The sequence below is a fragment of the Streptomyces sp. AC627_RSS907 genome, assembly GCF_019049165.1.
The window spans coordinates 47,961-73,969 of record NZ_JAGMUE010000008.1 but is presented as its reverse complement, the minus strand read 5'-3'; the positions used below and the strand labels follow the sequence as shown (position 1 = coordinate 73,969).

General features: G+C 73.3%; 21 protein-coding genes and 1 pseudogene. 12 read left to right on the top strand and 10 right to left on the bottom strand.

The features are described from left to right. Nucleotides 1-6: 6 nt before the first annotated feature. The 4 genes and pseudogenes from KUM32_RS02265 to KUM32_RS02255 all read right to left on the bottom strand — a co-directional run bounded on the left by KUM32_RS02265 (nucleotide 7) and on the right by KUM32_RS02255 (nucleotide 6,178). On the bottom strand, nucleotides 7-2,415 hold the full coding sequence (locus KUM32_RS02265; RefSeq protein WP_308408568.1) for a protein kinase: 2,409 nt from the start codon (nucleotides 2,413-2,415) through the stop codon (nucleotides 7-9). Nucleotides 2,416-2,497: 82 nt separating this feature from the next. Beyond that, a pseudogene (locus KUM32_RS43155) lies at nucleotides 2,498-2,743 on the bottom strand (hypothetical protein); the annotation flags it as partial. A 269-nt stretch (nucleotides 2,744-3,012) separates the two neighbouring features. Then, on the bottom strand, nucleotides 3,013-4,065 hold the full coding sequence (locus KUM32_RS02260) for a hypothetical protein (RefSeq protein ID WP_217140052.1): 1,053 nt from the start codon (nucleotides 4,063-4,065) through the stop codon (nucleotides 3,013-3,015). Between the two features lie 490 nt (nucleotides 4,066-4,555). Continuing rightward, nucleotides 4,556-6,178, bottom strand: a complete 1,623-nt coding sequence (locus KUM32_RS02255; protein WP_217140051.1) for an amidase — start codon at nucleotides 6,176-6,178, stop codon at nucleotides 4,556-4,558. Nucleotides 6,179-6,413: 235 nt separating this feature from the next. Here KUM32_RS02255 and KUM32_RS02250 point away from each other — a divergent pair, with 235 nt between their 5' ends. After that, nucleotides 6,414-6,845, top strand: a complete 432-nt coding sequence (locus tag KUM32_RS02250; RefSeq protein WP_217140050.1) for an NfeD family protein — start codon at nucleotides 6,414-6,416, stop codon at nucleotides 6,843-6,845. Nucleotides 6,846-6,847: 2 nt separating this feature from the next. Further along, nucleotides 6,848-7,894, top strand: coding sequence for an SPFH domain-containing protein (locus tag KUM32_RS02245; RefSeq protein ID WP_217140049.1), 1,047 nt, complete (start codon nucleotides 6,848-6,850; stop codon nucleotides 7,892-7,894). A gap of 63 nt (nucleotides 7,895-7,957) precedes the next feature. Here the strand turns inward: KUM32_RS02245 and KUM32_RS02240 are convergent, their stop codons facing one another. Then, nucleotides 7,958-8,515 (bottom strand): TetR/AcrR family transcriptional regulator, encoded by a 558-nt coding sequence (locus tag KUM32_RS02240; RefSeq protein WP_217140048.1) that lies wholly within the window; start codon nucleotides 8,513-8,515, stop codon nucleotides 7,958-7,960. A 100-nt stretch (nucleotides 8,516-8,615) separates the two neighbouring features. Here KUM32_RS02240 and KUM32_RS02235 point away from each other — a divergent pair, with 100 nt between their 5' ends. Both KUM32_RS02235 and KUM32_RS02230 read left to right on the top strand, forming a co-directional pair. Further along, nucleotides 8,616-9,776, top strand: coding sequence for an FAD-dependent monooxygenase (locus KUM32_RS02235; protein WP_217140047.1), 1,161 nt, complete (start codon nucleotides 8,616-8,618; stop codon nucleotides 9,774-9,776). A 107-nt stretch (nucleotides 9,777-9,883) separates the two neighbouring features. Beyond that, nucleotides 9,884-10,750 carry an AraC family transcriptional regulator gene (locus KUM32_RS02230; protein ID WP_217140046.1) on the top strand — a complete coding sequence of 289 codons (867 nt, stop codon included), beginning with the start codon at nucleotides 9,884-9,886 and terminating at the stop codon, nucleotides 10,748-10,750. A gap of 4 nt (nucleotides 10,751-10,754) precedes the next feature. Here KUM32_RS02230 and KUM32_RS02225 read toward each other — a convergent pair whose 3' ends face one another. Further along, the gene (locus tag KUM32_RS02225) at nucleotides 10,755-11,696 is read right to left on the bottom strand and encodes a DUF3152 domain-containing protein (RefSeq protein WP_217140045.1); all 942 of its coding nucleotides are present in this window, start codon (nucleotides 11,694-11,696) and stop codon (nucleotides 10,755-10,757) included. A gap of 113 nt (nucleotides 11,697-11,809) precedes the next feature. Between KUM32_RS02225 and KUM32_RS02220 the strand changes: the two genes are divergently transcribed. The 6 genes from KUM32_RS02220 to KUM32_RS02195 all read left to right on the top strand — a co-directional run bounded on the left by KUM32_RS02220 (nucleotide 11,810) and on the right by KUM32_RS02195 (nucleotide 19,988). Then, nucleotides 11,810-12,499, top strand: coding sequence for a response regulator transcription factor (locus KUM32_RS02220; protein ID WP_217140044.1), 690 nt, complete (start codon nucleotides 11,810-11,812; stop codon nucleotides 12,497-12,499). A gap of 11 nt (nucleotides 12,500-12,510) precedes the next feature. Further along, nucleotides 12,511-14,007 carry a HAMP domain-containing sensor histidine kinase gene (locus KUM32_RS02215; protein WP_217140043.1) on the top strand — a complete coding sequence of 499 codons (1,497 nt, stop codon included), beginning with the start codon at nucleotides 12,511-12,513 and terminating at the stop codon, nucleotides 14,005-14,007. Beyond that, complete coding sequence (locus KUM32_RS02210) at nucleotides 14,004-14,672, top strand: hypothetical protein (RefSeq protein ID WP_254404903.1); 669 nt, start codon at nucleotides 14,004-14,006, stop codon at nucleotides 14,670-14,672. The genes KUM32_RS02215 and KUM32_RS02210 overlap by 4 nt, the downstream gene beginning before the upstream one ends. Before the next feature lie 99 nt (nucleotides 14,673-14,771). Continuing rightward, entirely contained in the window at nucleotides 14,772-17,570 is a 2,799-nt protein-coding gene (locus KUM32_RS02205) for a hypothetical protein (protein WP_217140042.1), read from the top strand. A 280-nt stretch (nucleotides 17,571-17,850) separates the two neighbouring features. Further along, nucleotides 17,851-19,527 (top strand): cytochrome c oxidase subunit I, encoded by a 1,677-nt coding sequence (gene ctaD / locus KUM32_RS02200; protein WP_217140041.1) that lies wholly within the window; start codon nucleotides 17,851-17,853, stop codon nucleotides 19,525-19,527. Beyond that, complete coding sequence (locus KUM32_RS02195; RefSeq protein WP_217140040.1) at nucleotides 19,524-19,988, top strand: cytochrome c oxidase subunit 4; 465 nt, start codon at nucleotides 19,524-19,526, stop codon at nucleotides 19,986-19,988. Before ctaD ends, KUM32_RS02195 begins: the two co-directional genes overlap by 4 nt. Here the strand turns inward: KUM32_RS02195 and KUM32_RS02190 are convergent. From KUM32_RS02190 to KUM32_RS02175, 4 genes are read right to left on the bottom strand one after another with little or no spacing between them, the layout of a single operon-like run. Further along, on the bottom strand, nucleotides 19,910-21,529 hold the full coding sequence (locus KUM32_RS02190; protein ID WP_217140039.1) for a ubiquinol-cytochrome c reductase cytochrome b subunit: 1,620 nt from the start codon (nucleotides 21,527-21,529) through the stop codon (nucleotides 19,910-19,912). The two genes, KUM32_RS02195 and KUM32_RS02190, sit on opposite strands and share 79 nt — an antisense overlap. Nucleotides 21,530-21,573: 44 nt before the next feature. Continuing rightward, the gene (locus KUM32_RS02185; protein WP_217140038.1) at nucleotides 21,574-21,924 is read right to left on the bottom strand and encodes a hypothetical protein; all 351 of its coding nucleotides are present in this window, start codon (nucleotides 21,922-21,924) and stop codon (nucleotides 21,574-21,576) included. 33 nt (nucleotides 21,925-21,957) lie between these two features. Continuing rightward, entirely contained in the window at nucleotides 21,958-22,314 is a 357-nt protein-coding gene (locus KUM32_RS02180; RefSeq protein WP_217140037.1) for a DUF6479 family protein, read from the bottom strand. Nucleotides 22,315-22,351: 37 nt separating this feature from the next. Then, a complete protein-coding gene (locus tag KUM32_RS02175) occupies nucleotides 22,352-22,756 on the bottom strand; it encodes a ChaB family protein (protein WP_217140036.1) in 405 nt (134 codons plus the stop codon). 171 nt (nucleotides 22,757-22,927) lie between these two features. Between KUM32_RS02175 and KUM32_RS02170 the strand changes: the two genes are divergently transcribed. Together KUM32_RS02170 and KUM32_RS02165 are read left to right on the top strand one after the other, a co-directional pair. Further along, nucleotides 22,928-23,302 carry a four-helix bundle copper-binding protein gene (locus tag KUM32_RS02170; protein ID WP_217140035.1) on the top strand — a complete coding sequence of 125 codons (375 nt, stop codon included), beginning with the start codon at nucleotides 22,928-22,930 and terminating at the stop codon, nucleotides 23,300-23,302. Between the two features lie 415 nt (nucleotides 23,303-23,717). Further along, on the top strand, nucleotides 23,718-25,925 hold the full coding sequence (locus KUM32_RS02165; RefSeq protein ID WP_217140034.1) for a serine/threonine-protein kinase: 2,208 nt from the start codon (nucleotides 23,718-23,720) through the stop codon (nucleotides 25,923-25,925). Nucleotides 25,926-26,009: the final 84 nt, after the last annotated feature.

Here is a 26,009-nt window from a genome sequence, read left to right as displayed (position 1 = left end):
GAGCGGTCATGTCCGGGTCCCCTCCGGGCCCCGGACCGTGTGCAGGGTGCGGCCCGCGCAGATGTGGACCAGGCCGTCGTGCGCGGTCGCCAGGGTCATGTCGGTCGCGGGCTCGACGGGAACCGCCCAGGCCGCGTCGCCCGTCCGTACGTCCAGCGCGTACACGCCCCACGCCGCCTCGCCCGAGCCGCCCGGCTCCGGCCCCGAGGCCAGGGCCAGGCCGTCGGACACCAGGGGCGCGCCGTCCCCGATCGCCCGGAACCCGGGCCGCGACCAGCGCTTCCGGCCTGTGCCGGCGTCCAGCGCCTCGATGCCGTCCGACGAGGAGGCGAGGACCAGGCCGCCCGTGGCCCGTGGTGCGATATCCGTGACCGCACCCGCGGGCCGAGCCCACAGGGTGCGGCGGGTCGCCAGGTCGACGGCCTCGATCCGGTCCTGCGAGGCGAAGTAGCCGACACCTTCGGCCCCGGGGTGGGCCTGCGGGCGACGGGCGCCGTGCGCGATCTCCCGCTCCACCGCTCCGTCGGAAGCTTTGAGAACGACCAGCGGGGCGTCCTGCGCGGGCCGGTCGGTGCCGGGGACACCGGAGTCCCGGGACGAGGCGGCCACCGCTATGCGGCCGCCCGCCGCGTCCACGCCGGTCACCTCTGCCACGTGCCCTTCACGGAACCAGAGCTCGTTCCCCGTGCGGGAGTCGAAGCCGTACGCGCGCCAGGGCGGGGCCGATGTGGTGCGCCGCTCCCACCGGGTGCCGTACGGCGCGTAGGTGAGCAGGCAGACGACGTCGTCAGAGACGGTGAACACGCCCTGACCGCCCTCCAGTTCGCTCGCCGGGGGGTCGAGGGGGCGGGGCGGCCGGTGCGGGTTGCGGGACAGCACACCCGAGGTCCACGCCTCTCGCCCGCCGACCACGCGCAGGGCGATCAGCTCCGGCTCGAAGAGGCTGTCCCGCAGAACGTAGACCAGATCGCCGCGTGCCTGGATGCTCCGCAGGTCCTCCTCCGGGTAGGTCCAGCGAACGGTGTTGGTCTCCGCGTCCAGACGGACGACCCCCTTGTCGTCGAGCACGTAGAGGTCTCTGCCGTGGCGCAACAGGGCGCCGCCGTACTCGACTTCGCCGATGTCACGGCTCCAGACCACCTCACCGGCCGGCGGGGTGGGCTCGTGACGGCGCCTTGTGCCGGGCGTGCCGCCGTCGCTGTCCTCGCCGCCCAGCAGAACGGCCGCCGTCGTGGTGCCCACGGCCGCGAGCGCCGCCCCGCCCCAGGCGAGAAGGAGACGCCGGGACGTGCGGCGCGCGGGCACGGGGGCGTCGGGGCGAGGGACCAGGAGGGCGTCGCGAGAGGCGGGCGGTGGCGCGTCGGCTGGGTGAGGGGGTCGGGGCCTGGTGTCGTCGGCGGGGTGAGGGAGTCGCGACCTGTCGTCGTCGGCGGGGGCAGGGGCCCGGGGCTTCCTGTCACAGGGGGGAGCGGGGAGACGTGGCTCGTCGCCGCGGGCGGCAGCCGGGACGCCGTCCCCGGGGCGGCGCCGCGCGTCCTCTTCCGCCGCCTTCCCCAACAGCTCCGCCACCTCGTTCTCGTGGCGACGGATCAGCCCGGCGACCGGCTCCTGCTCCCACCACGGCTCGTCCGACGCCCGCTCGGCGCACCAGGAGAGCACCTGCGCGACCGTGGGCCGGTCCGCGGGGTTCCGGGCCAGGCAGCGGCCGAGGAAGTCCTCCCAGACGGGGCCCGGCACGCCCACCAGATCCGGCTCCTCGTGCAGCGTGCGGTAGAGGACCCCGGGAGCTCCGCCGGAACCGTAGGGACCGCGCCTGGTCGCCGCCACCGCGAGCACCGCGCCGAGCGCGAACACATCCGCGGCGGGCCCCGCACGGGCGGCGTCCCGCGCCAGTTGCTCGGGGGCGATGAAGCCGGGCGAGCCGATGGCCTCGCCGTCGGCGGTGAGGCTCTCGTCGGCCGCGCTCTTGGCGATGCCGAAGTCGATGACCTTGGGCCCGTCACGCGAGATGACGACATTGGACGGCTTCACGTCACGGTGCACGAGCCCCGCCGCGTGCACCGCCGCCAGCGCCTCGGCGAGCGCGGCGCCCAGTGCGGCGAGCTCGGTGGCACCGAGCGGCCCGTGCGCGGCCACCGCCTCGGGCAGGCCGGGGCCCGCACAGAACTCCACGGCCAGCCAGGGGTGTTCGGCGTCCGGGTCGGCGTCGAGCACGGCGGCGGTGTACGGACCGGTCACCGCCCGGGCGGCGGCCGCCTCGCGGCGGAACCGCTCGCGGAACTCCGGGTCGGCGGCGAGGTGCCGGTGGACCGTCTTGACGGCGACCGGCCGCCCGGACGCGGACCGCGCCAGATGAACGCGGCCCATGCCGCCCTCACCGAGCAGCGAGACGATCCGGTACCCACCGACCTCCACGGACGCTCCTTCCGGCGGCCCACCGCTGGGGACTCGGGACGGCAGGACGCCCCGCCGCTCTGTGCGACGCCTGTGAGGCATCGTACGGTTGCGCACCGCCGGGGTACCGCCGCGCGGACGGACATCGGGCGAGGTGCGCCGGGGCCTTCACCGCCGACAGCGGCTGCCGCGTCGTTCCGTGATCGTCGCTCGTGTGGACGGGGAGGGTCTGTCGGTCGGCGCTGCCCGTCGCCGGTACGACGGTGGACCTATCGAACGACGCGACCGGACGGCCGCTCGGCGGCCGCGCCGACTTCGGATGGGTCGCGCAGTTGCCCCTGCCCTTCAGGCACGCCTCGTTCCCGAGCTGGTAGAGGATGCCGCCACCCCCGGATCCTGATCACCGGGGCCGCCCGCCCCTCCCGGTGCCGGCGGCCGTGACCGTCTGCGCGACGGTGCAGCGGGCGAGGCTCCCGGCGAGCGCGGCCCGGGGGAGCCGTCGGGCGAGCCGACCGCACTCGTGCGGCTGCTCACCGGACGAGTGCGGTGCCGTCACCGGGCGAGTGCGGTGCCGTCACCGGGCGAGTGCGGTGGCCCTTGCGTACGGGCCCGGTGCGATCAGAGCTCGTCCTCCGGGAGGCCCAGGTCGGCGAGGTCGCTTTCGGCCAGGTCGGCGTCGTCCAGCATCGGACCGCCGAAGAGGCCCCCCAAGAGCTCCTTCGGGTCCAGCTCGGTGGCACCGGCCGGCGCGGTGGGCATGGCGCCGTCGCTCACCCGCAGGGTCAGGCCCAGCTTCTTGACCTCGGCGTTCTCGGCCAGTGGGGCGAGATCCACGTCCACCTCGGTCAGCTCGCCGTCCTTGAGCGTGAAGTCCGCCGTCACCTTGGTGTCGGGGGCCTCCTTCAGGTCCTTGTCCGTCGGCAGGTCCATGCCCGGCGGCAGGTCCTTCGCCAGCGGGCGGATCTCACCGAGCAGCTTGGTCAGCAGCGTGCGGAAGGGAGCCGTGGCGGTGATGCGCTCGGCGCCGTCCTCGCCGTCGGCCGTCTTGAAGTCCACCTCACGCGCGACGACCGTGCGGAGGGCCTCCACGAGCTTCTTCTGCGTCTTGGCGTCGAGGGTCCGGTCGGGCGCGGGAGCGTCCCCGGTCTCCTGGCCCTCGGCGGCGGCCTCCTCCATCTCCTTGGTGTCGAACTTCACCCACTTGCCCTCGAGGACGCTCTTGAACGCCCCGGCCTCCGGGGGCAGGTCCCCGGCGTCCGGAACAGGGCTGCCCGTCATCCGGCCGATGGCGCCGATGTCGGCGCGGACGTAGGCGTGGTCGCCGATCATGCGGTACTCGGCGAGGTCCCCGTCCGGGCTGCTGACCTTCATGGCCATGCCGACGAAGTCCTTCTCGCCGGACTCCTCGATCGGCTTCTTCGACTGCACGGTGAACGTGACCGTCGCGTCGCTGATCAGCTCGGCGACCTCGTCCGGGATCTCGTCACCGGGCGCGGGCTCGGACTTGGCGTCCAGCGCCTTCAACGTCGCGGCGTCGGTGTCCAGGCCGAGCTCGAAGGAGAGCGTCTTCTCCTTGCCGAGCTCCTCGAAGGCCCGGTCGAGCTTGCTGCCGGCGGAGAGCTGCTCCGCCGTACCGCAGGCGGCGGAGCCCGCGAGGACGGCACCGGCCACGGCGGTAGCGGTCAGGGTCTTGCGTATGGCGCTGATGATGGTCTCCTTGTGGGTCCGATCACGGTGTGATCGATCAGAAGACTCACGACCCGCTCACAAGGTTGTCCCGCCCGTCCGCCTCGCGTGGCGGCTGAGTGAGGTGGTGGACGAGTCACCCTCTGGCGCGGTCACCGGGAGCGATGCCGCCGCGAAAGGCGTGGCCGGCGTCACCGGGCACACGGCAAGGGGCCGGGGCCCGAGTTGCGGGGGCCTGGCCGCGTTCCCGTCGGAGGGATCCCGCGCCGCTCAGGAGCTGCCATGCCGATGTCCTCGCTCGGTCATGGCTCGTCCGATCCGTTCGGTGATGTCGTCGCGGACGTGCGGGACCTCGACCCGCCGCGCGCCGCCCCCGTTCGGCTCTCCCCGTCCCCGCCCCCGGCCCGCGCGGCCGGGCGGCGGCTGCCGGGTCGGCGCACGCCCGGCGGGACGCGCGCCGACCCGGCCGCCACCGTCAGCGGCCGCTCGGGCGGGACGTGCCGGACGGCGACGTGGGCAGGTACCTGGGTGCTCGCCACGCGTTCAGCCTGCGCTCCACCGCTGCTCCCAGCGACAGCAGTTCGGCGTCCTGGCGGTCACCGGCCATCAGGAGCAGGCCGACCGGCAGTTCGCCCACGGACCCGGCCGGCACGGACAACGACGGATATCCGGCGACGGCGGCCGGAGTGGAGGACGGGATGACGTCGTTGTCGCCCCGCGCGCAGTCGGTCGTCCACGCGGGGGGATTCGTCGGGGCGGCGATGGCGTCCAGGTCGTGCGCGGCCATGGTCTCGTCGATGGACCGCCGGGAGAGGTCCTTCAGCTCGGCGCGCATGGCCCGGTACCGGGGGTCGGTGGTCGACGGCGCCCGCAGCGCCTGCTCGAACAGTTCCTGACCGGCGAAACAGGTCTGCTCGGCCGGGTGCGCGCGGTTGAACTCGATCAGCTCGGCGAGGCTCTGCGGTCCGCCCCGGGTGGAGAGGTAGGCGTCGATGTCCCGGTGGAACTCGCTCAGGAGCGCCGGGAACTCGAGCTCGGCGAGACGCCCCTGGTACGGCGGGGTGACCTCGACGACCTGGGCCCCCGCGGCGCGCAGCCGTGCCGCTGTGCGGGTCATCAGGGCGTCCACCTCCGTGCCGAGCGAGGGGAGCCGCCACAGGCCGATCCGCTTGCCGCGCAGGCCGCCGGGGCGCGTGCCCGCGTCCGTGAGGCCGAGAGCGCTGCCGGCGCGCACGGTGTCCCGGCCACTGAGGACCGCGAGGGTGAGCGCCGTATCGACCACGTTGCGCGCCATGGGCCCGGCCGTGTCCTGCTCGGCGGAGATCGGGACGACGCCCGACCGGCTGACCAGTCCGAGACTGGGCTTGTGACCGACCACCCCGTTCATCCCGGCCGGGCAGACGATGGAGCCGTCCGTCTCGGTGCCGATCGCCACCTGCGCCAGTGACGCGGCGAGCGCGGCGGCCGAACCCGAGGAGGATCCGCAGGGGTTGCGGTCCAGCACGTACGGGTTGTTCGTCTGCCCGCCCACCGCGGACCACCCCGATGTCGGTCTCGCCGCGCGGAAGTTGGCCCACTCGGACAGGTTGGCCTTGCCGAGGATCACCGCGCCCGCCGCCCGCAACCTGCCGACCAGGGCCGCGTCCGTCGCCGGGGGGCTGCCGGTCAGCGCCAGCGACCCGGCCGTCGTCGGCATGTCGCGGGTGTTCACGTTGTCCTTGAGCAGTACGGGGATGCCGTCGAGCGGGCTCAGGACCTTTCCGGTCCGGTGCCTGACGTCGCTGGCCGCGGCCTGGCGCAGGGCCGTCGGGCTGGTGTGCAGCACCGCGTTGATCTTGGGGTCGACGGCTTCGATCCGCCGCAGGTACGCCCGCGTCAGTGCCGACGAGGTCAGTGACCCGCGCTTCATGCGTGCCTGCAACTCGGGGATCGTCACCGTGTCGAGGTCCACTCCGTGGACGAGCGGCGCCCCGGCGGGCGGCGCCGATCCGACGGCGTCCGGTTCGGCGGCCTGCGCGCGCGGCCCCGGTGCGCCCGCCGCCAGGACAGGGGCGACCAGCAGGGCGGCGGCCAGTGCCGCGAGGCTTCTCTTCTCCATGGGGGACAGCCCACTGCACGGCACCACGCGGCGCAAGAGGCCGTCGCAGGGAGTCACCGAGGGAGACGTGCCGTCCCGGGACCCGGTTGCACGCCGCCGGACCGGTGACAGCACCGAACGGCTTCTGTTTTCCTGGAAGCAGGCAGAAACAGAAGAAGGCAGAAAAAGAGGCAGCTGGAAACAGAGGCAGAGGCCCAGCCATTCGCGCACCCGCACCCTCCGGGAAGGGGTCGTCATGGATCCATGGCTGATCTGGTTGATCATCGCGGCGATCCTCTTCATGGCGGAGATCTTCACCCTCACCGCCGCGCTCGGAATGCTGGGCGCGGCGGCGCTGATCACGGCCGGAACCGCCGCGGCCGGAATTGCTCCGCCTTTCCAGTTCCTGGTGTTCACCGTCGTCGCCACCGTCACCGTCCTCTTCGTGCGTCCCATCGCGCTGCGCCATGTCCTCAAGCCCCAGACCGAGCGATTCGGCGTGGACGCACTGGTCGGCCAGGCCGCCTACGTGGTTTCCGAGGTCACGGGCAGGGAGGGCAGGGTCCGTATCGGCGGTGAGGAATGGACCGCCCGTTCCTACGACGAGACACTGGTGATTCCTCGGGGAACGACCGTCGACGTCATGGAGATCAGCGGGTCCACCGCACTCGTCTACCCCCGGGAGTGACCATGGAAGCCTCGGCGTTCCTCGTCGCCGGTGTGATCGTCGCGCTTCTCGCGGTTTTCACCGTGGTGCGGGCGGTACGCATCGTGCCCCAGGCCCGTGCCCGCAATGTCGAACGGCTCGGCCGCTACCACCGCACCCTGAAACCCGGCCTGAATCTCGTCATTCCGTACATCGACCGCGTCTATCCGGTGATCGATCTACGGGAACAGGTCGTCTCCTTCAAGCCGCAGCCGGTCATCACCGAGGACAATCTGGTCGTCGAGATCGACACCGTGCTGTATTTCCAGGTCACCGATCCACGCGCGGCCTTCTACGAGATCGCGAACTTCCTCCAGGCGGTCGAGCAGCTCACCGTCACCACGTTGCGCAATGTGGTGGGTTCCATGGATCTGGAGAAGACACTCACGTCACGCGACACCATCAACAGCCAACTCAGGGGCGTGCTCGACGAGGCCACCGGTAAATGGGGGCTGCGCGTGAACCGGGTGGAGATCAAGGCGATCGACCCCCCGCAGTCCATCAAGGACGCGATGCAGAAGCAGATGCGGGCCGAACGGGACAAGCGGGCCGCGATTCTCGGCGCGGAGGGGCAGCGGCAGTCGCAGATCCTCACCGCCGAGGGCGACAAGCAGGCCGCCGTCCTGCGGGCGGAGGGCAACCGAACCGCCGAGATCCTGAAGGCCGAGGGGCAGTCCCGGGCCATCGACGAGGTCTTCCAGGCCGTGCACCGCAACGACCCCGACCCGAAGCTCCTCGCCTACCAGTACCTCCAGGTACTGCCCCAGCTGGCCCAGGGGTCGGGCAGTACCTTCTGGGTCATCCCGAGCGAGGTGACCTCCGCACTCCAGGGGGTTTCCCGCGCCTTCACCGAAGCGCTGCCGCAGTCGCCCGCCACCCGTGCGAAGCCCTCCGACGACGGCGTCGCCCAGGCCGCCAGCGACACGGCCCAGGCCGCGGAGGCCGCTGCCCAGGCCCTCGCCGACGCGGCCCAGGCCAACGGTGTGACGGCCGAGGCGCTGAACCCCCGCCCCCGGGCCGAGGAACGGTGAGAGCCAGGGGACCACAGGGCGGCCGGCCCGACCGGCCCGCGGCTCGCCCCCGCGCGGTGCCGTTCAGCGCAGGGAAGCCGCCACCAGCCTGCCGATCTCCGCGTCCGACACGCTTCCGCCGTGCACGAGACGGTCGAAGACCAGTCCGTCCACACAGGTCAGCAAGGTCACGGTGCGCTCCTCGGCGTCCGCGAGCCCTTGGGCCGCGAGGAAGTCGCGTACGGCGTTCCGGGCGGCGTTCTCGCGCGGGCGGAGGATCTCCCGCAGTTCGGGGTGGTGCACGCTCTCGATGGCGCAGGCGTAGCGAGCGAGGGAACGCCGTCGCCCGTCCCCGGTGAGGCGCCGTTCGACGAGCGCGCTGATCCCGGCCACCACCTGGCCGGCGTCCCGCGGCACCGGGGTCTCCTGCCCCATCTCGTGCAGTTCCGCCTGGTCGAGGGCGACCAGGCGCCGGACCAGTGCCGTGAGCAGTGCCTGGCGGGTGCGGTAGTACGCGGACGTGGAGCCGGGCGGCAGGCCCGCCGCCCGGTCCACCGCGCGATGGGTCAGTCCGCGCAGCCCGGACTCGGCGAGCACGCCGATGGCCGCGTCGGCGAGATGGGTGCGTCGGTCGGTGCGCATCCCCCCTTTCTACACCTGTAGAAGCGGGGAGTACGCTTCCGCGCATGGGTTTCTACATCTGTAGAAACAGCTACGGCAGGCTGACTGAGGAGGTCCGGGGATGGGCGGCGGCAACGCGGTGGTGGTCGGCGGGGGGATCGGCGGACTGGCCGCCGCGCTCGGACTGCGCCGGATCGGCTGGGAGGTGACGGTCGTCGAACGCGCTCCCGTCCTCGCCGACGTGGGCGCGGGCATCTCCCTGCATGCCAACGGCATCCGCGCCCTGGACGCCCTCGGCGTCGGCACGGCCGTACGCGCGGCGGCGCGGCCCCAGTACACCGGAGGCACTCGCGTCCCCGGCGGCGGATGGCTGGCCCGGATGGACGGGGCCGCGCTCGAACGGGAGCTGGGCACGCCGATCGTCGGCATTCCCCGCGCCGAGCTGCACCGGCTGCTGCGGTCGGCGCTGCCGTCCGCGTGCCTCGTCGTCGGGGCCGAGGTCAGGTCCGTCGACCGCACCGGTGCCGGCCGGGTGCGGGTTCCCGTGGGGGACGAGGTGCTGGAGACAGACCTGGTCGTGGCCGCCGACGGCGTGCGCAGCGGGCTCCGCGCCCAGCTGTTCCCGGACCATCCCGGCCCGGCCTACAGCGGGTCGACGGTACTGCGCGCCATCACGGAGCACCCCGTCGCGCTGGACACCGACTTCGAACTGACCTGGGGCAGGGGCGCCGAGTTCGGCCACATCGCGTTCACCGACGGCCGGGCCGAGTGGCACGCGGTCCTCAACTCCCCGCCCGGCCTGCGGTATCCGGACGCCCTCGCCGCGATGCGGCGCCGCTTCGGCGGCTGGCACGACCCGATCCCCGCACTGCTGGACGCGACCCGCCCCGACGCCGTGCTGCACCACGACATCCACGAACTGGTGACCGCGCTGCCGTCCTTCACCGCCGGCCGGGTCGTCCTGCTCGGAGACGCGGCGCACGCCATGACCCCGAACCTCGGCCAGGGCGCCTGCCAGGCACTGGAGGACGCGGCGACGCTGGCCGCCGCGCTCGCCACCGAGCCGGGCGTCGACTCCGCGCTCACCCGATACGACGCCGAGCGCCGCCCGCGCAGCCAGTCCGTCGCCCGCGCCGCCCGCCAGGCCGGCCGGATGGGGCAGCAGCTGTCCAGCCCACCGGCCGTCGCCCTGCGCAACACCGCGCTCCGGCTGGCCCCCTCCCGCGCGACCGTCCGCACCATCCTGCGGCACGCCGACTGGACACCGCCGCGCCTGGGCTGACCCGCCGCGGCACCGCGGCGGCAACCCGACCGCGGTGGGCACAGGATGCCGGGTCCGGAGGGGGACGGGCCCCTGTCGTGACTGAGCGAAAGAGAAGGGGGCCGGGGGTGCTGGAACGGCTGAACCAGGCCATGGAACACATCGAGTCGCATCTCGACCAGCAGATCGACGTGGCCGAACTCGCGCGCGTCGCGCTGACGTCGGAGTACCACTTCCGGCGCATGTTCTCCGCGCTGTCCGGCATGCCGCTGTCGGACTACATCCGCCGGCGGCGGCTGACGGTCGCGGGCGCGGAGGTGCTCGCCGCGGACCGCACACTGCTGGACGTCGCGATCCGCTACGGCTACGGGTCGGGGGAGGCCTTCGCGCGGGCGTTCCGTGCCATGCACGGCGTGGGCCCGGGCGAGGCCCGGCGCACCGGTGCGGTGCTGCACTCCCAGCCCCGGATGTCCTTCCGGCTCGTCGTCGAAGGGGGCAGCAGCATGCGCTACAGGATCCAGGACAAGGACGAGTTCCGCGTCGTCGGCAGGAAGGCCCGGGTCCCCCTGGTCCACGAGGGGGTCAACCCGGCGATCGCCGACTTCGTCCGGGGCATCGGTCCCGAGACGCTGGAGCGCGTCACGGCACTGTCCGACCAGCAACCGGAGGGTGTCGTCGGAGTGTCCGACCGGATCGACCCCAGCCGGGCGGAGGGCACCGAACTCGACTACTACCACGGCGTGGTGACCCGCGCCGAGGCACCCGCCGGCCTGGACGTCCTCCGGGTGCCGGCCGGCACGTGGGCCGTGTTCGAGAACACCGGTCCGTTCCCGCACGCACTGCAGTACCTGTGGCGGGACGTGTTCACGCAGTGGTTCCCGTCGAACCCGTACCGGAGCAGGCCCGGGCCCGAGATCCTGCGGGTGCGCCTGTCCGAGGACGGGAAGCGGGCGGACGCGGAGCTGTGGGTCCCCGTGGAGCGGACCACCGCCTGAGTGCTCAACCGACGGCCGGCCCGCTGACGAGCCGGCCGTCGGCGTCGTAGGGCCAGACGTTGGTCCGGCAGCCGTGCAGGCCCTTGATCTGCTGCATCATCACCGGCGCGGGACGCCCGGGGCCGGGGCACCCCACGTGGCCGTGGCCGAGGAAGTGCCCGACCTCGTGGTTGATGATCAGGGCACGGTAGGACGTCACGTCGTCCGCGTAGTACTCGGTCGCCAGCAGCCACCGCTTGAGGTTGACCATGACGTCCTGCCCCACGTTGCAGTTGACCTCGCCGCCGGTGTCCAGACCGTACTGGCCGCATATGTCGTCCACCGTCGCCGCCGTGGCGAGGCGTACCCGGAAGTCGGACGCGCCGCCGGACACCCGCCGGAACCCCACCTTCCCGTCGGCCGTCCAGCCCCGTTCGTCGGCGAGGACACGCTCGACCTCGGTCGCGACGTCCCGCGGCGAGATGCCGATGCCGTCCTCGACCTGGACCACGTAGGTCAGTGTCCGTCCGCTCCCTCCGACCCGGTCACCGTCGCCGCCGGCGGTGGCGAACGTCCCGGGGCCCGAGGCCGGGATGGAGGCGGGGTCGGGGCCCTTCTCCTTCTCGTCCCTCTCCGTCCCGTCCCCCTTCTCCTCGCCTTCTTCCTTTTCGTCCCCCTTCTTCCTCCCGTCCTCGACGGCCTCGCGCGACACCTGCCGTTCGGACGCCGGGGACGAACCGGGGGAGTGCTCCTCGCGCCCCGCCGAAGAGGCACCGGCGGCGTCGTCGGAGGCCGCCGACCGCTCCTGGAGGGCCAGACCGCCGACGAAGAGCAGAGCGGTGCCGGCCGCCAGTCCCGCCCACAGGAGCGGCGGCTTCCCGCCCCGTCTGCGGCGGGTGCTCTTCCGACGGCGGTGGCGACGGGGCGCGCCGGAGGACGGCGAGGGCGCCGATCGGTGCTCGTTCATGATCACGCAGCGTGCCCCGGCAGTGTGATCGGACGTGGACGGCTTCTGGACCGCTGTGTAACAGCCGCCACCCGCGCGGGGGTGGCCGCCCGCCGATGCGCATACTGAGCTCCATGCCACGGGTCCTGATCATCGAAGACGACCGCGCCGTCCGGGAGGGCGTCCGCCTCGCCCTGCGCCGCCAGGGACACGACGTCGCCGCCGCCGTCACCGGCGAGGACGGACTGGAGCAGCTGCGTTCCTTCAGGCCCGACGCCGTGGTCCTCGACCTGATGCTGCCGGGCATGTCCGGCCTCGAGGTGTGCCGCCGCATACGCGCCCACCACCAGGTGCCGATCATCATGGCCACCGCCCGCGGTGACGACGCGGACATCGTGGTCGGCCTGGAGGCCGGAGCGGACGACTACGTGGTCAAGCCGGTCCGCGCCCGCGTCCTGGACGCACGCATCCGCGCGGTGCTGCGCCGCGTGGGCGGCGCGTCGGACGGCCACGCCACGCCCCGCGTCGAACACCACGGTGACCTGGTCATCGACCGGGCCGGGCTGACCGTCACCCACCAGGGACGGCCCGTCGCCCTCGGCCCCTCCGAACTGCGACTGCTGCTCACGCTGTCCGCCTCGGCCGGGCAGGTGTTCAGCCGCCAGCAGCTCCTGGAAGCGGTGTGGGAGCACGACTACCACGGGGACGCCCGGCTCGTGGACGCCTGCGTCAAGCGCCTGAGGGCCAAGATCGGCGAGCCCGCGGGGCAACCGCGTCACGTCCACACCGTGCGCGGCTTCGGCTACCGGTTCGGCGCCCGGTGAGGGTTCCGCGGATGCCGCGCGCGCTGGGCGGGCTGCGCGTGCGGCTGGTGGTGGCCTTCACCCTCGTCGCCGTAGTGGCCACGGTGACCGCCGGCGCGCTGACCTTCCGTGAGGCACGTACCGGGGTCCTGCAGCAGAGCCAGGACACGGTGATCGAGGACTTCCGGGACCGGGTCAACACCCTGGTCGCCCAGTACCGGTTCCCGCCGGAGGAGTCCGACCTGCGGGCACTCGCCGCCGACGTGGCGCGCGGCGGACGGTCCGGGCAGTGGCGTGTGCTGGCCGCCTACCGGGGGAAGAGCGCGACGTCCGCCCCCGGAGACGAGTTCGGCGAGCTGTCCCCGGCGATGCGCGAGTCCGTGCGCTCCCGCCGGGCCACGGTGTTCCAGCGGGTCTCGCACCACGGCCGCCCCGCCCTCGTCGTCGGCATGCCGGTCACCTTCGACGGCACGTACAGCACCGAGCGGCGGGCCTCCGGGCTGGAGATCTACCTCACCGTGCCGCAGCGGGAGGAACAGGGCTACGTCGACGCCCTGGTCTCCGCCATCGAACGGGCCACCGTGCCCGCCCTGGTCCTGGCCGTCCTGATCGCCCTCCTGGCCGCGCGCGGGGTGCTGCGGCCCGTGCGGGCACTGCGCCGGGCGACCCGCAGCATCGCCGAGGGCCGCCTGGACACCAGGCTCACGGTGCAGGGTTCCGACGAACTGGCCGATCTGTCCCGCACCTTCAACGAGACGGCCGCGGCGCTGGAGGGGTCGGTCGCCGAGCTGCGGCGCATGGAGGCCGGCGCCCGTCGCTTCGCCGCGGACGTCTCGCACGAACTGCGCACGCCACTGGCGGCGATGTCGGCGGTGACCGACGTGCTGGACGAGGACGCGGCCGGCCTGGACGACGACACCGCCATGGCCGTCCGCCTCATCAGTGAGGAGACGACGAAACTGGCCGCTCTGGTGGACGACCTGATGGAGATGTCCCGGTTCGACGCGGGTGCGGCCGCCCTGCACCTGGACGAGATCGATCTCGCCGAGTCCGTACGACGCACGCTCGCCTCCCGGGGCTGGCTGGACACGGTGGAGACGAGCCTGCCGGAACCGGGCGCGCTGCGCGGCCGGGTCGACCCGCGCCGCCTCGACGTCATCGTCGCCAACCTCGTCGCCAACGCCCTGCGCCACGGCGCTCCCCCCGTCCGTCTGCGCCTCTACGGGGAGGACGACCCCCGAGCGGGACGGCGGGCGGTCGTCGCCGTCAGCGACGGCGGGGACGGCATCCCCGACAGCGTCCTGCCCCATGTCTTCGACCGCTTCTACAAATCGGACAGCGCCCGCACCCGGAGCGAGGGCAGCGGCCTCGGGCTGGCCATCACCGCGGAGAACGTACGCCTGCACGGCGGCACCGTCCGGGCGGCCAACCAACCGCACGGCGGCGCCGTCTTCACGGTCGTCCTCCCGCTGCGACCCGACGGCGCGGAGGACCGGACGACGCAGTCGGCGAAGGAGGACCGGCCATGAACCCGCCGACGCCGCCCCGGGCGGCCACGACGACCCCGAGGACCGGTCCGGCCGGCGGGCGCGCCGGCGGCAGCGCCCGGCGCACGCTCCCCCTCCTGCTCGCGACGCTCCTCCCGCTCAGCGCCTGCGGCATCCCCGCGACCGGTGTGGTCGAGGCGGGCGAACCCGCGACCGGCGTCCGGGGACCGGGCAGCACCCTCGCCCCCTCCGAGTCCGCACCCGCGGCGGTACCCGTTGCCACGGCCCTGCTCTACTTCGTCGCCGACGGCGCACTGGTGCCGGTCCCCCGCCCGGTGCCCGGCGCGACCGGCCTCGCCGGCACCGTACTCATGCTGTTCGAGGGACCGGACGGCCAGGAGCGGGGGCAGGGCCTGACGACCGAACTGCCACCGGCCGCCGTGGCGCCCACCGTCCGGACCGACGGAACGGCGGTCACCGTCCACCTGCCCGAGCGCACGGAGAGCCTCAGCGACACGGCCGTCGACCAGTTGGCCTGCACGGTCGCCGTCGCCCGGCTGCGCCAGGACCCGGAGCTGGGGAGCGCTCAGGTGACCGTGGAGCAGCCCGGCGGCCGGCTGGCGGGCCGGTCCAGTGACGACTGCCCGACCGACGCGGCCCGCAGGACCGGCGCGACGAGCGGTGCCGGTGGCACCGGCGGAGACTGACGGCTCACAGGCAACCCGAAGGTTCTTCTTTCCCTCCTCCTCCCACGAGGGGCGTCCGCACGGGCGGAACCCCGACCCGGAGTATTGAGGAGCGGATTCTTGATACGTGCCCGAAAGACATGGGCCGCCGCGATAGCGGTGCTGACGGTGGTGGGAGTGGCACCCGCCGCGGCACAGGCCCAGCCGCAGCCGCCCGGCGCCACGTCCGGCCAGGCGGCACCCGCCGGCACCGCCGGCCTGCCACCGGGCTGGCGGATCACCGGCACCGGCGACGCGAAGGCGCTGGAGTGGCGCTCCCCGCGCACCGTTCCGCCCGGCGACGCACGGGTGGAGTTCCGCACCGACGGCCGGCTGCTCGGCATACCGGAGCCCGACGACGACGGACGGACCTTCCGCCTTCCCCTGGACGACACCGCACCGGCCGCGCTGAACCGGCCGACGGACTTACAGGTCGTGTCCGGCGGACGCCGGCTGGACGAGGAGCCCGGCGCCGCCGGCCAGGAGCGCCGCCCCGCCGGCTCGCCCCCGGCGAAACTCCCGCCCCAGCTCCCCGCCGGCGCCGTCGACCCCGGCACCCCGGGACGGTTCGCCACGACCACCGGCGAGTACACGCTCGACTCGGTCCGGCTGCCCGGCCTCCCCGCCCCGGTCGAGATGCGCGGCGTGGTCGTCGCCCCCGAGGGAGCGACCGGCAAGCGCCCGCTCGCGCTCTTCCTGCACGGCCGCCACGCCACCTGCTACGTCCCCGGCCAGGGCGAGGACGCCGTCACGATCGACTGGCCCTGCGCCGGCGACGCCCAGCCCATCCCCAGCCACCGCGGCTACCTCCAGGACCAGAAACTGCTGGCCTCCCAGGGCTATGTGACCGTCTCGATCTCCGCCAACGGCATCAACGGCCAGGACGCCGAGATCGAGGACGCCGGCGCCCAGGCCCGCTCGACGCTGGTCCGCACGCACCTGGCCCGCTGGGCGGACTGGGCCGCCCGGCCCTCCACCGCGCCGCCGGCCGTACGCCAAGGCCCGAAGGCCGACCTGTCCCGGGTGCTGCTCGTCGGCCACTCGCGCGGCGGCGAGGGCGTCGACCGCGCCGCCATGGACAGCCTCTACGCCCCGCCCGCGAGCCAGGGCGGCCGGCCGGGGCGCACCCGCTGGAACATCCGCGGCACCGTGCTCATCGGCCCCACCGCCTTCGGTCAGAACCCGGTACCCGACGTGCCGTCGCTGACGATCCTGCCGGGCTGCGACGGCGACGTCGCCGACCTCCAGGGACAGCTGTACGTCGACGGCACCCGCGGGGTGAGCCGGGGCCGGGCGCTGCACAGCGCCGTCCACATCACGGGCGCGAACCACAACTACTTCAACAGCGAGTGGACGCCCGGTCAGGCGCAGGCGCCCGCCAACGACGACTTCTGGGAGGACGAGGAGAACCGCGACCCGGTCTGCTCCGTGGGCAGCCCCACCCGGCTCACCGCCGACCAGCAGCACCGGGCAGGCGCGACCTACATCGCCGCCGCCGCACGGCTGTTCGTCGCCGGTGACGACCGGGTGCGCGAGCTGATCGACGGCACGGGCCGCCGCGCCCCCTCGGCCGACCCCGCACGGGTGCTGACGCACGCGGTGGGGGCCGGCCGCGGCGCCGGATTCCTGCCGGACGCCGGGGTGAAGGTGACCGGCGGCCGTCTGTGCTCGGCCGTCGACCCCGACCCGAGCGCCGCCTGCCTCGACGAGAACGCGAGTGGTTACTCACCGCACTTCGCGTACTGGCAGCCGGAACGCGAGACCGGCCGCAGCGCGATCGCCCTGGACTGGTCCGCACCGGGCACCGCGACCCGGATCCGTCCCGGCGCCCCCGTCTCCCTGAAGGGCGCGAAGAGCCTGGCCCTGCGCGTCATCGTGCCGCCGAACAGCACCGGCACCCGGCTCGACGTCTCCGTCACCGACGCCACGGGCAGGCGAGCCACCCTCGGCCGTGTCGGCGCCGAGGGACTTCCGGGCAGTGAACGCATTGCGTCCTACTGGGCGCAGGAACTGCGCGTACCGCTCACCGCCGCCGAGCGCGCCGGAGTCGACCTGGGGCGCGTCACCTCGCTGGAACTGACGCCCCGTAACCGCGCGGGCAAGGCATGGCTGATGGACGCCTACGCGTGGCAGGCGGGCACCCCCCAGGTGCGGCCGGCCCCGCTGGCCCGTGTCGACATCGGCCGGATCAGGGTCAAGGAGGGCGACTCGGGCGTGCGTACGTACCACGTGCCGGTGCGCGTGTCGGGCAAGAACGGCGGCACGGTCCGCATGTACGTCACGGACCCGGCCACCGGAACCGCGCGGGACCGCCTGGTGACCGTCCGTCCCGGCGGCCCCGGCATCGACGTCGCCGTGAAGGTGACGGGCAACAAGCGCTACAGCAGGGACGCCTCCCACGACGTGCTGGTGAAGGCGGTACGAGGCTCGGTCGTCGGTTCCTACGTCGGCGGCGTCACGGCCGAGAACGACGACCCGATGCCCGGGATCAGCGTGACGCCGGTCGCCGACACGGTCACCGAGGGACAGCTGCTGCACTGGCGGGTCTCGCTGTCGGAGCCCGCCGACGTGGACCTGAACACGTTGCTGGTGCCGGTGCCGGACGACACCCGTGCCGAGCTGTCCACCAAGGACGTCGACCAGGACTGGCTGCGGGAGATGATGGGGGAGATCCCCGACGGGGAGGTTCCGCTCTCCCGGCTGGAGTACTTCGCGCTGTGGGCCTCGGTCCCGCCCGGCGAGACCAGCACCGAGGTGGCGGTGCCCACGATCCGCGACGAGGTCACCGAGCCCGCGGAGCACATCGGTTTCCAGAGCATCGACGACGAGGGCGAGCCGCAGGGCCCGCTGCTGACCGGCACCGTGCGCGACGCCTCGTAGCCCGAACCCGCACCCGGGTCCGGACCCGAACCCGCACCCGGGTCCGGACCCGACGCCGTCCGGTCCGGACCCGCGTGCCCGTGGCGGACGCCGGCGGTACCCGCCAGGTGGCCCATCCGACGTGACGCGAGGGCACTGCGGTGTTCTCCCGGGCCCACACCGTCTGAGCTGGGCGGACACGCGCCGGACGGCTTCCGGGCGGCGGAGGGGCCGGACGCCCGGCGCCGCTCCCGGCGTGGCCGTGCGGCCGGGCCCGCGACGCCTGGGTACCCTCCGGCGCATGGCGGTGGACAGGAGGACCGAACCGCCGCGCCGGGCACCGGCGCGGTCGCGGACGAACCGCACGCTCGGACGGGCCCTGGCGCGCTGGGCGACGACGACCGATCACAAAGTGATCGGCAATCTCTACATGACGACGTCCTTCGGGTTCTTCCTCTTCGGTGGCGTCCTCGCCCTGCTGATGCGCAGCGAACTGGCCCGCCCGGGACTCCAGCTGTTCAGTGCCCAGCAGTACAACCAGCTCTTCACCGTGCACGGCACGATCATGATGCTGCTGTTCGCGACCCCGCTGTTCGCCGGGTTCACCAACGCCATCATGCCGTTGCAGATCGGCGCCCCGGACGTGGCGTTCCCCCGGCTCAACGCGCTCTCGTACTGGCTGTACCTCTTCGGCGGCCTGATGGTGGTGGCCGGGTTCCTGACCCCCCAGGGAGCGGCCGCCTTCGGCTGGTTCGCCTACGCGCCGCTGAACAGCGCGGTGTTCAGCCCCGGCCCGGGCGGCGACCTGTGGACCATGGGGCTCGTGGTCACCGGCGTGTCCACCACACTCGGCGCGGTCAACTTCATCACCACCATCCTGTGCCTGCGCGCCCCCGGCCTGACCATGTTCCGGATGCCGATCTTCACCTGGAACGTGCTCTTCACGTCCATCCTGGTACTGCCCGCCTTCCCCGTGCTCACCGCCGCGCTGCTCGCGCTGGAGGCGGACCGGAAGTTCGGCGCGCGCATCTTCGACGCCCCGCACGGCGGGGCGCTGCTGTGGCAGCACCTGTTCTGGTTCTTCGGCCATCCCGAGGTGTACATCGTGGCACTGCCGTTCTTCGGCATCGTCTCCGAGATCATCCCGGTCTTCAGCCGCAAGCCGATCTTCGGCTACCTCAGCCTGATCGGCGCCACGATCGCCATCACGATGCTGTCCGCCGTGGTGTGGGCCCACCACATGTTCGCCACCGGGGCCGTGCTGCTGCCCTTCTTCTCCCTCATGTCGTTCCTCATCGCCGTGCCGACCGGGGTGAAGTTCTTCAACTGGATCGGCACCATGATGCGCGGCTCGCTGTCCTTCGAGACACCCATGCTGTGGTCGGCCGGCTTCCTGGTGACCTTCCTGCTCGGCGGCATGAGCGGCGTCCTCATCGCCTCACCGCCGCTGGACTTCCATCTGACGGACTCGTACTTCATCGTCGCCCACCTGCACTACGTGCTGTTCGGCACGGTCGTCTTCGCGATGTTCGCCGGCTTCTACTTCTGGTGGCCGAAGTTCACCGGGAGACTCCTCGACGAACGCCTCGGGAAGGTCCACTTCTGGACGCTCTTCGTCGGCTTCCAGACCACGTTCCTCGTCCAGCACTGGCTCGGTGAGGAGGGCATGCCCCGCCGCTACGCCGACTACCTGGCCGCGGACGGCTTCACCGTCCTGAACACCGTCAGCTCCATCGGCTCCTTCCTGCTCGGCCTGTCCACGCTGCCGTTCCTCTACAACGTGTGGCGCACCCGCCAGTACGGCGCGCGCGTCGAGCACGACGACCCCTGGGGCTACGGACGCTCCCTCGAATGGGCCACCTCCTGCCCGCCGCCGCGGCACAACTTCACGTCGCTGCCCCGGATCCGCTCCGAGTCCCCGGCGTTCGACCTGCACCACCCCGACATCAGCCGGCACGACCAGAGGCACGTGCAGTGAGGACCGAAGCGCGTCTGTTCACCGGCGTGGCGGCCTTCTTCGCCGTCACCGCGGCCGGCTACGGCTGGTTCTCCGCCGAGCCCGCCGGCACCGTGGCCCTGGCCGTCTCCTTCCTGATGGCCTCCCTCGTCGCGTTCTTCCTGCACGTGCAACACCGCAGGCGCGGCCCGCGGGCGCAGGACCTCCCGGACGCCGAGGTCGTGGACGCCGCGGGCCCACTGGACTTCTTCCCGCCGCACAGCCCCTGGCCCGTCACGGCCGCACTGGGCGCCGTCGTCCTCGCGGTCGGCGTCGTCTACGGCCTGTGGCTCGTACTGATCGGCTTCGGCGTGCTCGCCCTCGCCGTCTGCGGCCTGGTCTTCCAATACGCCGGCCGGGGCGCTCAGCGCTCCACCTCGCGCGAGGAGGACCCCGGCCCGGGCCCCGCCTCCCCCTCCTCACCGTCGACCCGGTCGCCGTAGTACCACTCGCTGAGCGTCGCCCGCAGCCGTCCCACGTGCGGTGCGGGGGCGTCGGACGCCGTCGGCGCGAGCGGCTCGGGCTCCTTCGCCGAGCCCAGCACGTACCGCTCCTCGGCGTCGAGCGGTTCGTGGCTCTCGACGTAGCCGCCCGCCAGCGTCTGCCGCAGCTCGCCCGTCTCCTCGCCCTCGGCCAGCCGGCCCCGGTCCCGTTCCCGCAGCGCGAGGCAGACGCGCTTGGTCACCAGGAAGGCGACCAGGGGCAGCAGGACCAGGGAGATCCGGAAGACCCAGGTCAACAGGTTCAGCGAGACGTCGAAGGTGAAGGCGAGGATGTCGTTGGCGCCCGCGAGCAGGAGGACCGCGTAGAAGTAGATCGCGGCGACGCCCAGCCCGGTCCGCACGGGCTTGTCCCGAGGCCGGTCGCACAGATGGTGCTCGTCGTGGTCCCCCGTCACCCAGCCCTCGAAGAACGGGTAGGCGTACAGCACCGCGAACAGGGCCCCCGGCAGCACGACCGCGGGCACCAGCACGTTCCACATGACGGTGTGGCCCGCCACCGCCGTCTCGAACGGCGGCATCAGCCGCAGCGCCCCCTCCAGGAAGCCGACGTACCAGTCCGGCTGCGAGCCCGTGGAGACGGTGTCGGGACGATAGGGGCCGTACGCCCAGATCGGGTTGACCTGCGCCACCGCCGCGAGCACCGTCAGGACGCCGAAGACCATGAAGAACAGGCCGGTGGAGTTCGTCATGAACTGGGGGAACATCGGCTTGCCCACCGCGTTGCGCCGGGTGCGGCCGCGTCCCGCCCACTGGGTGTGCTTCAGGTAGACGACCAGGAACAGATGGAGCGTGAGCAGGGCCAGCAGGAGTCCGGGGAGCAGCAGGATGTGCAGCGAGTACAGCCGCGGGATCAGGTCGTGGCCGGGATACTCGCCGCCGAACGCGAACATGCTGACGTACGTCCCCACCACCGGGAGGGAGAGCATGATCCCCTGCGCGATGCGCAGCCCCGTCCCGGACAGCAGGTCGTCGGGGAGCGAGTAGCCCGCGAAGCCCTCGGCGAGCGCCAGCACGAACAGGGTCAGGCCGATCAGCCAGTTGACCTCACGCGGTCGGCGGAACGCTCCGGTGAAGAAAATCCGCAGCAGATGCACCCCGATGGCCGACAGGAACACCAGGGCCGCCCAGTGGTGCACCTGCCGGATCAGCAGCCCGCCGCGCACGTCGAAACTGATGTCCACCGTCGAGCGGTACGCCTCCGACATGGTCACCCCGAGCAGGGGCTCGTAGGAGCCGTCGTAGACGACCTGCGTCATCGAGGGCTTGAAGAACAGGGTCAGCCAGACACCGGTCAGCAGCAGCACGACGAAGCTGTAGAGGGCGATCTCGCCCAGGAGGAAGGACCAGTGCTCCGGGAAGGCCTTGCGCAGCAGCCGTCCGCCCTCGGAGACGGGGAGCCGCCCGTCGGCCCAGGTGACGGTGTGTTCGCCCGCGTGGCGGGCCCGCGCGCCCGCGCGGGCCCTCGTCCTCTTCAGCAGCACGGCGCATGGGTTCCCCCGCACCCGTGCCGGAAACTACTCCGTGTTCATGTGCGGTCACCCTTCGGCTTGCCCCGCTGGTCCGGTGTGCCGTGCGGTGGCGGGGAGAACGGCTGCGGGGACGTCGCGGGCGTCACGGGGGAACCGGTGCGGCCCCGGCTCTGCTCGGGGCGTACCGCGCCGGGGTCCCCCGAGGACGGCTCGGCACCGGACCGCAACTGTTCCAGGCGGCTCGCCAGTACCTCCGTGGCCGGGCGGCGGTCGGCGTGCGACCGCTCGTACGCCAGCAGTTCCTCCACGTCGTCCGCGCCCAGCGACCGGATCCGGCTCTCCAGCCCACCGATCGGCAGATGGTCGTAGTCGGGCAACGGCAGGTTGTCGCGAGCGGGATCGGCCATGGTTCTCACTTCCCTGTGTACGTCGTCCTCGGGTCAGCGTCCGCCCGGCCCGCCGCTGCCGAACGATCCGCTGCTGCCCTCGTCCCAGCGGGGCCGCTCCTGCCCGGAGGCGGTACGGCTGCCCTGATGCCCCATGTCGTGCGGCAGCGTCCGCTCGTCGCTCCTGGGCATCTCGTCGGGCTCCCGCCGCTCCCTCACCTCGCGGACGGGTCCCCCGTCGGGCATACGCGGCTGCTCCTGCGGACTCGGCGGCGGTGACTCCCGGCGCTTCTGCCTGCTGCCGAACGCGAACGCGCCGATCAGCAGGGCCGCGACCACGACAGCCGCGACGATCAGACCGATACCGAGCGCGCCCGAGCCCGCGGCCAGGTCCATCCATGCGTTCGTCATGAGCCGCGGGTACCCCGGGACCACGCCACGAACCCGCTCAGCCCGAGCGGGCCGCTCGCGTCTGCGAACGGTTGGCCTTCCTGATCGCCGTCAGCAGCTCCGCCTTCGACATCCGTGACCGTCCCTGGACGCCGAGCTGCCGGGCGAGGCCGTACAGGTGCTCCTTCGAGGCCTTCTCATCGACGCCCTCGCCGCTGCGCCCGCCCTGCCCCCGCGGCCGCGCCGACCGCGGGTCGGAGGGACCCTTGCGGCCGCCCTCCTTGCGCTCCCAGTGGTCGCCGACCTTCTCGTACGTGTGCTTCAGCGCCCCGTACGCCACCCGGTGGGCCCGCTCGCCCTCGCCGTACTCCTCCACCGCCGAGTCGTGGGCCTTGATCCACGTGCGCTGGGCCTCCCTCGGGGAGCGCTCCAGGGTCGACGGCAGTTCCTGTCGTCCCGGCATGTCGTACACCTCCGTGCGTCGTCGCGGTGCCGCCGGCGTCGGCGTCGGCGTCGGCGTCGGCGTAGGGAGAGTGCACGGGTGCCCTCCGGCCCACCCGGAAAACGGGCCGGAACCCTTGGGAACACAGGGTGCGGCGGGTTTGGCGCCGCCCGCAGCGGCAACCCGCGCGGTGTGACATCGACGACTTCCCAGCAGGAACTGTTCCGCTTCCTGGAGGACCGCTTCGCCTGCGCGCAGGCGTGCACCGAGTGCGCGCGGGCGTGCGCGCTGCGGGCGAGCCTCGTGGACCCGGACGGGACCGAGAACCAGGAGCTCGTACGCCGCACGGGCATCATGTGCGCGGAGGTCTGCGACGCGACCTGCCGGGTGCTGTCCGAACAGAACCAGGCGGACGAGGCCGCGATCCGCGTCCAGCTGGACTGGTGCCGGCAGGTGTGCCTCGAGAGCGCGCACGTCTTCGACGCGCAGCCGGGCGCCGAGGAGAGCGCGGAGGCCTGCCGTGCCTGCGCCCGGGCCTGTGGAGAGTTCCTCGCCACCCTGCGCTGAGGCCCTGTGTCCGCCGGGCGCGGAGTGTTGGCCTGCCGGTATGACGGCCGCACGTCCTGCGCCGCTCCGGATTCGTCCCCCGGTCCACCCCCTCCTGGTCCCGGCACGTGTACCGCTGTGGCGGCGGGTGGCACATCTGGCGTACGCCTCCCTACCGCCGTACGCGCACGAGCTCTACGGCGGACCGGCCCCCGCACCCGCGACCGTCACCCGGCGGCTGCGGTCCACCGGCGCCCTCCTGCGCGCGGTTCCCGCACGTCCTCGCCTGCAACTGCCGCCCCAACACATCCTGCGCGCCGTGGCACGGCTCGGTCCGGGCGCGCGCCCGGCACCGTACACACCCGGACGACGAGCCGCCATACTGACCGGGCAGGGGGAGGGCAGGGCGAGCGGAACCACGGGGGCGGGCGCAGTCATGGGGGACAGCACGCTGATCCAGGGCCGGTACCGGCTGCTCGAGCGCATCGGGCGCGGTGGCATGGGCGAGGTGTGGCGGGCCCGGGACGAGTCGCTGGGCCGGCGCGTCGCCGTCAAGTGCCTGAAGCCGCTGGGCGCGCAGGAGGACCAGTCGTTCACCCGCGTCCTGCGGGAGCGGTTCCGGCGCGAGGCGCGGGTGGCCGCCGCGCTCCAGCACCGCGGGGTGACCGTCGTCCACGACTTCGGTGAGTGGGACGGTGTGCTCTTCCTGGTCATGGAGCTGCTGGAGGGCCGAGACCTGAGCAGGCTGCTGGAGGACAACAAGCACCATCCGCTGCCGGTTCCCGACGTCCTCGACATCGCCGAACAGGTCGCCGCCGCGCTCGCCTACACCCACGACCAGGGCATCGTGCACCGCGACCTGAAGCCCGCGAACATCGTGCGGCTCGCCGACGGCACCGTGAAGATCTGCGACTTCGGCATCGCCCGGCTCGGCCACGACGTCGGGTTCACCGCCCGCCTGACCGGCACGGGCATCGCCATGGGCACCCCGCACTACATGTCGCCGGAGCAGATCGGCGGCGACGAGGTCGACCTGCGCAGCGACCTGTACTCGCTCGGCTGCGTGCTCTACGAGATCGCCACCGGGGTCCCGCCGTTCGACCTCGACGACGCCTGGGCGATCCTCGTCGGCCACCGCGACACCGCGCCCGCGCCGCCGCGCGCCCACCGCGCCGAGCTGCCCGGCTACCTGGACAGGATCATCCTGGACCTGCTGGCCAAGCGGCCCGAGCAGCGCCCGGACGACGCCCGCGAACTGGTCCGCCGCATCACGGCCGGTCGCACGGCACCGGGGCACGCGCCGACCGCGGCGGCGCCCGGGTCGGTCGGGGGCCGGGTCGCGCCGCCCTCCTGGACCCGCGGCATGACCACCGGCCCCAAGGCGACCGGCCCCGGTCCTCGCTCCACGCCCCCGGCGCCCGGGGCGGGCCTGTCCGGCGTGTGGAGCCCGCGGCCCACCGGCGACGAGGCCGCCGCACCCGTCGCCGACGAGCGGACCGACCCGGAGCCGGAGGCGGTCGCCTTGCTGACCGGGCGGCACAACGCGGGGCTGAGCCTGGGACGGCTCGGCCGCTGGGAGGAGGCCGGGGAGGTGCACCGCGCGGTGGCCGCCGAACGCGAGCGCCTGCTCGGTCCCGAGCACCCGGACACGCTCGCCAGCCGGTACGAGGTCGCCTTCACCCTCAGCCGCACCGGGCACGCCGCCGAGGCGCTGCGCGCGTACAAGCGCGTCGCCGGGGCCAGGATCCGGGTGCTGGGCCCCGACCACGCCGACACGCTCGCCGTCCGCCAGGAGATGGCGTACGTCCTGGGCCGGCTGGGCCGGCACGCCGACGCCCACCAGGTCTACGCCTCGGTCCTCGCCGCCCGCGAGCGCACCATGGGCGCCGACCACCCCGACACCCTGCGCTGCCGCCACAACCTCGCCTTCAACCTCGGCAGGCTCGGCCGCCCCGAGGACGCCCACCGCATGGCCCGCGAGGTGGCCGCCGTCCGCGCCCGCGTACTCGGCCCCGACCACCCCGACACCCTGGTCACCCGCTACGAGGTGGCCTACGAGCTCGGCCGGATGGGCCGCTGGCAGGAGGCCCTCGCCACCTACCGCGAGGTCGCCGAGGCCCGGGAGAGGGCGCTCGGCCCGGACCACCCCGACACCCTCGCCGCGCGCTACGAGATCGGCATCAGCCTGGGCCGCCTCGGGCGCAGCGCCGAAGCGCTGACGCTGTACGACGAGCTGATCGGCGATCGCACCCGCGTCCAGGGCGCCGAGCACCCCGAGACGCTGCGCGCCCGGCACGGCCTGGGCGTCAACCTCGGGCGGCTCGGCCGCTGGGCGGAGGCGCTCGCCGAGGCCCGCGAGGTGTGCGCGATCCGGGCACGGGTCCTCGGTCCCGACCACCCGGACACCCTGGTCAGCCGCCGTGAGGTCGCCGTCGGCCTCGGCTGGCTGGGCCGCTGGTCCGCCGCCCTCGCCGAGTACCGCGCGGTCGCCGCCGCCCGCGAACGCGTCCTGGGCCCGGAGCATCCCGACACCCTCGCCGGCCGCGACGACGAGGCCCACTGCCTGGAACAACTCGGCCGCGGCGCCGAAGCCGTGGAGCTCTACCGCAGGATGGCGGCCCTCCGCGGAGCGGCAGCACGCTGAGCCCGGCCCGGGCCGGGCCGGTCGGGGACGCGGTGCGGTCCGCGCCGCGCCGGGAAGGCGTCGGCCTCGCGAACCGGGTGTCGC

Bases quoted from the DNA above. Each gene is read 5' to 3' on its own strand.
- KUM32_RS02210 (WP_254404903.1), top strand. From the start codon at position 14,004: ATGAACCCGCCGACGCCGCCCCGGGCGGCCACGACGACCCCGAGGACC.
- KUM32_RS02220 (WP_217140044.1), top strand. From the start codon at position 11,810: ATGCCACGGGTCCTGATCATCGAAGACGACCGCGCCGTCCGGGAGGGC.
- KUM32_RS02175 (WP_217140036.1), bottom strand. From the start codon at position 22,756: ATGCCGGGACGACAGGAACTGCCGTCGACCCTGGAGCGCTCCCCGAGG.
- KUM32_RS02225 (WP_217140045.1), bottom strand. From the start codon at position 11,696: ATGAACGAGCACCGATCGGCGCCCTCGCCGTCCTCCGGCGCGCCCCGT.
- KUM32_RS02240 (WP_217140048.1), bottom strand. From the start codon at position 8,515: ATGCGCACCGACCGACGCACCCATCTCGCCGACGCGGCCATCGGCGTG.
- KUM32_RS02185 (WP_217140038.1), bottom strand. From the start codon at position 21,924: ATGGCCGATCCCGCTCGCGACAACCTGCCGTTGCCCGACTACGACCAT.
- KUM32_RS02255 (WP_217140051.1), bottom strand. From the start codon at position 6,178: ATGGAGAAGAGAAGCCTCGCGGCACTGGCCGCCGCCCTGCTGGTCGCC.
- KUM32_RS02180 (WP_217140037.1), bottom strand. From the start codon at position 22,314: ATGACGAACGCATGGATGGACCTGGCCGCGGGCTCGGGCGCGCTCGGT.
- KUM32_RS02250 (WP_217140050.1), top strand. From the start codon at position 6,414: ATGGATCCATGGCTGATCTGGTTGATCATCGCGGCGATCCTCTTCATG.
- KUM32_RS02215 (WP_217140043.1), top strand. From the start codon at position 12,511: ATGCCGCGCGCGCTGGGCGGGCTGCGCGTGCGGCTGGTGGTGGCCTTC.
- KUM32_RS02235 (WP_217140047.1), top strand. From the start codon at position 8,616: ATGGGCGGCGGCAACGCGGTGGTGGTCGGCGGGGGGATCGGCGGACTG.
- KUM32_RS02245 (WP_217140049.1), top strand. From the start codon at position 6,848: ATGGAAGCCTCGGCGTTCCTCGTCGCCGGTGTGATCGTCGCGCTTCTC.
- ctaD (WP_217140041.1), top strand. From the start codon at position 17,851: ATGGCGGTGGACAGGAGGACCGAACCGCCGCGCCGGGCACCGGCGCGG.
- KUM32_RS02165 (WP_217140034.1), top strand. From the start codon at position 23,718: ATGGGGGACAGCACGCTGATCCAGGGCCGGTACCGGCTGCTCGAGCGC.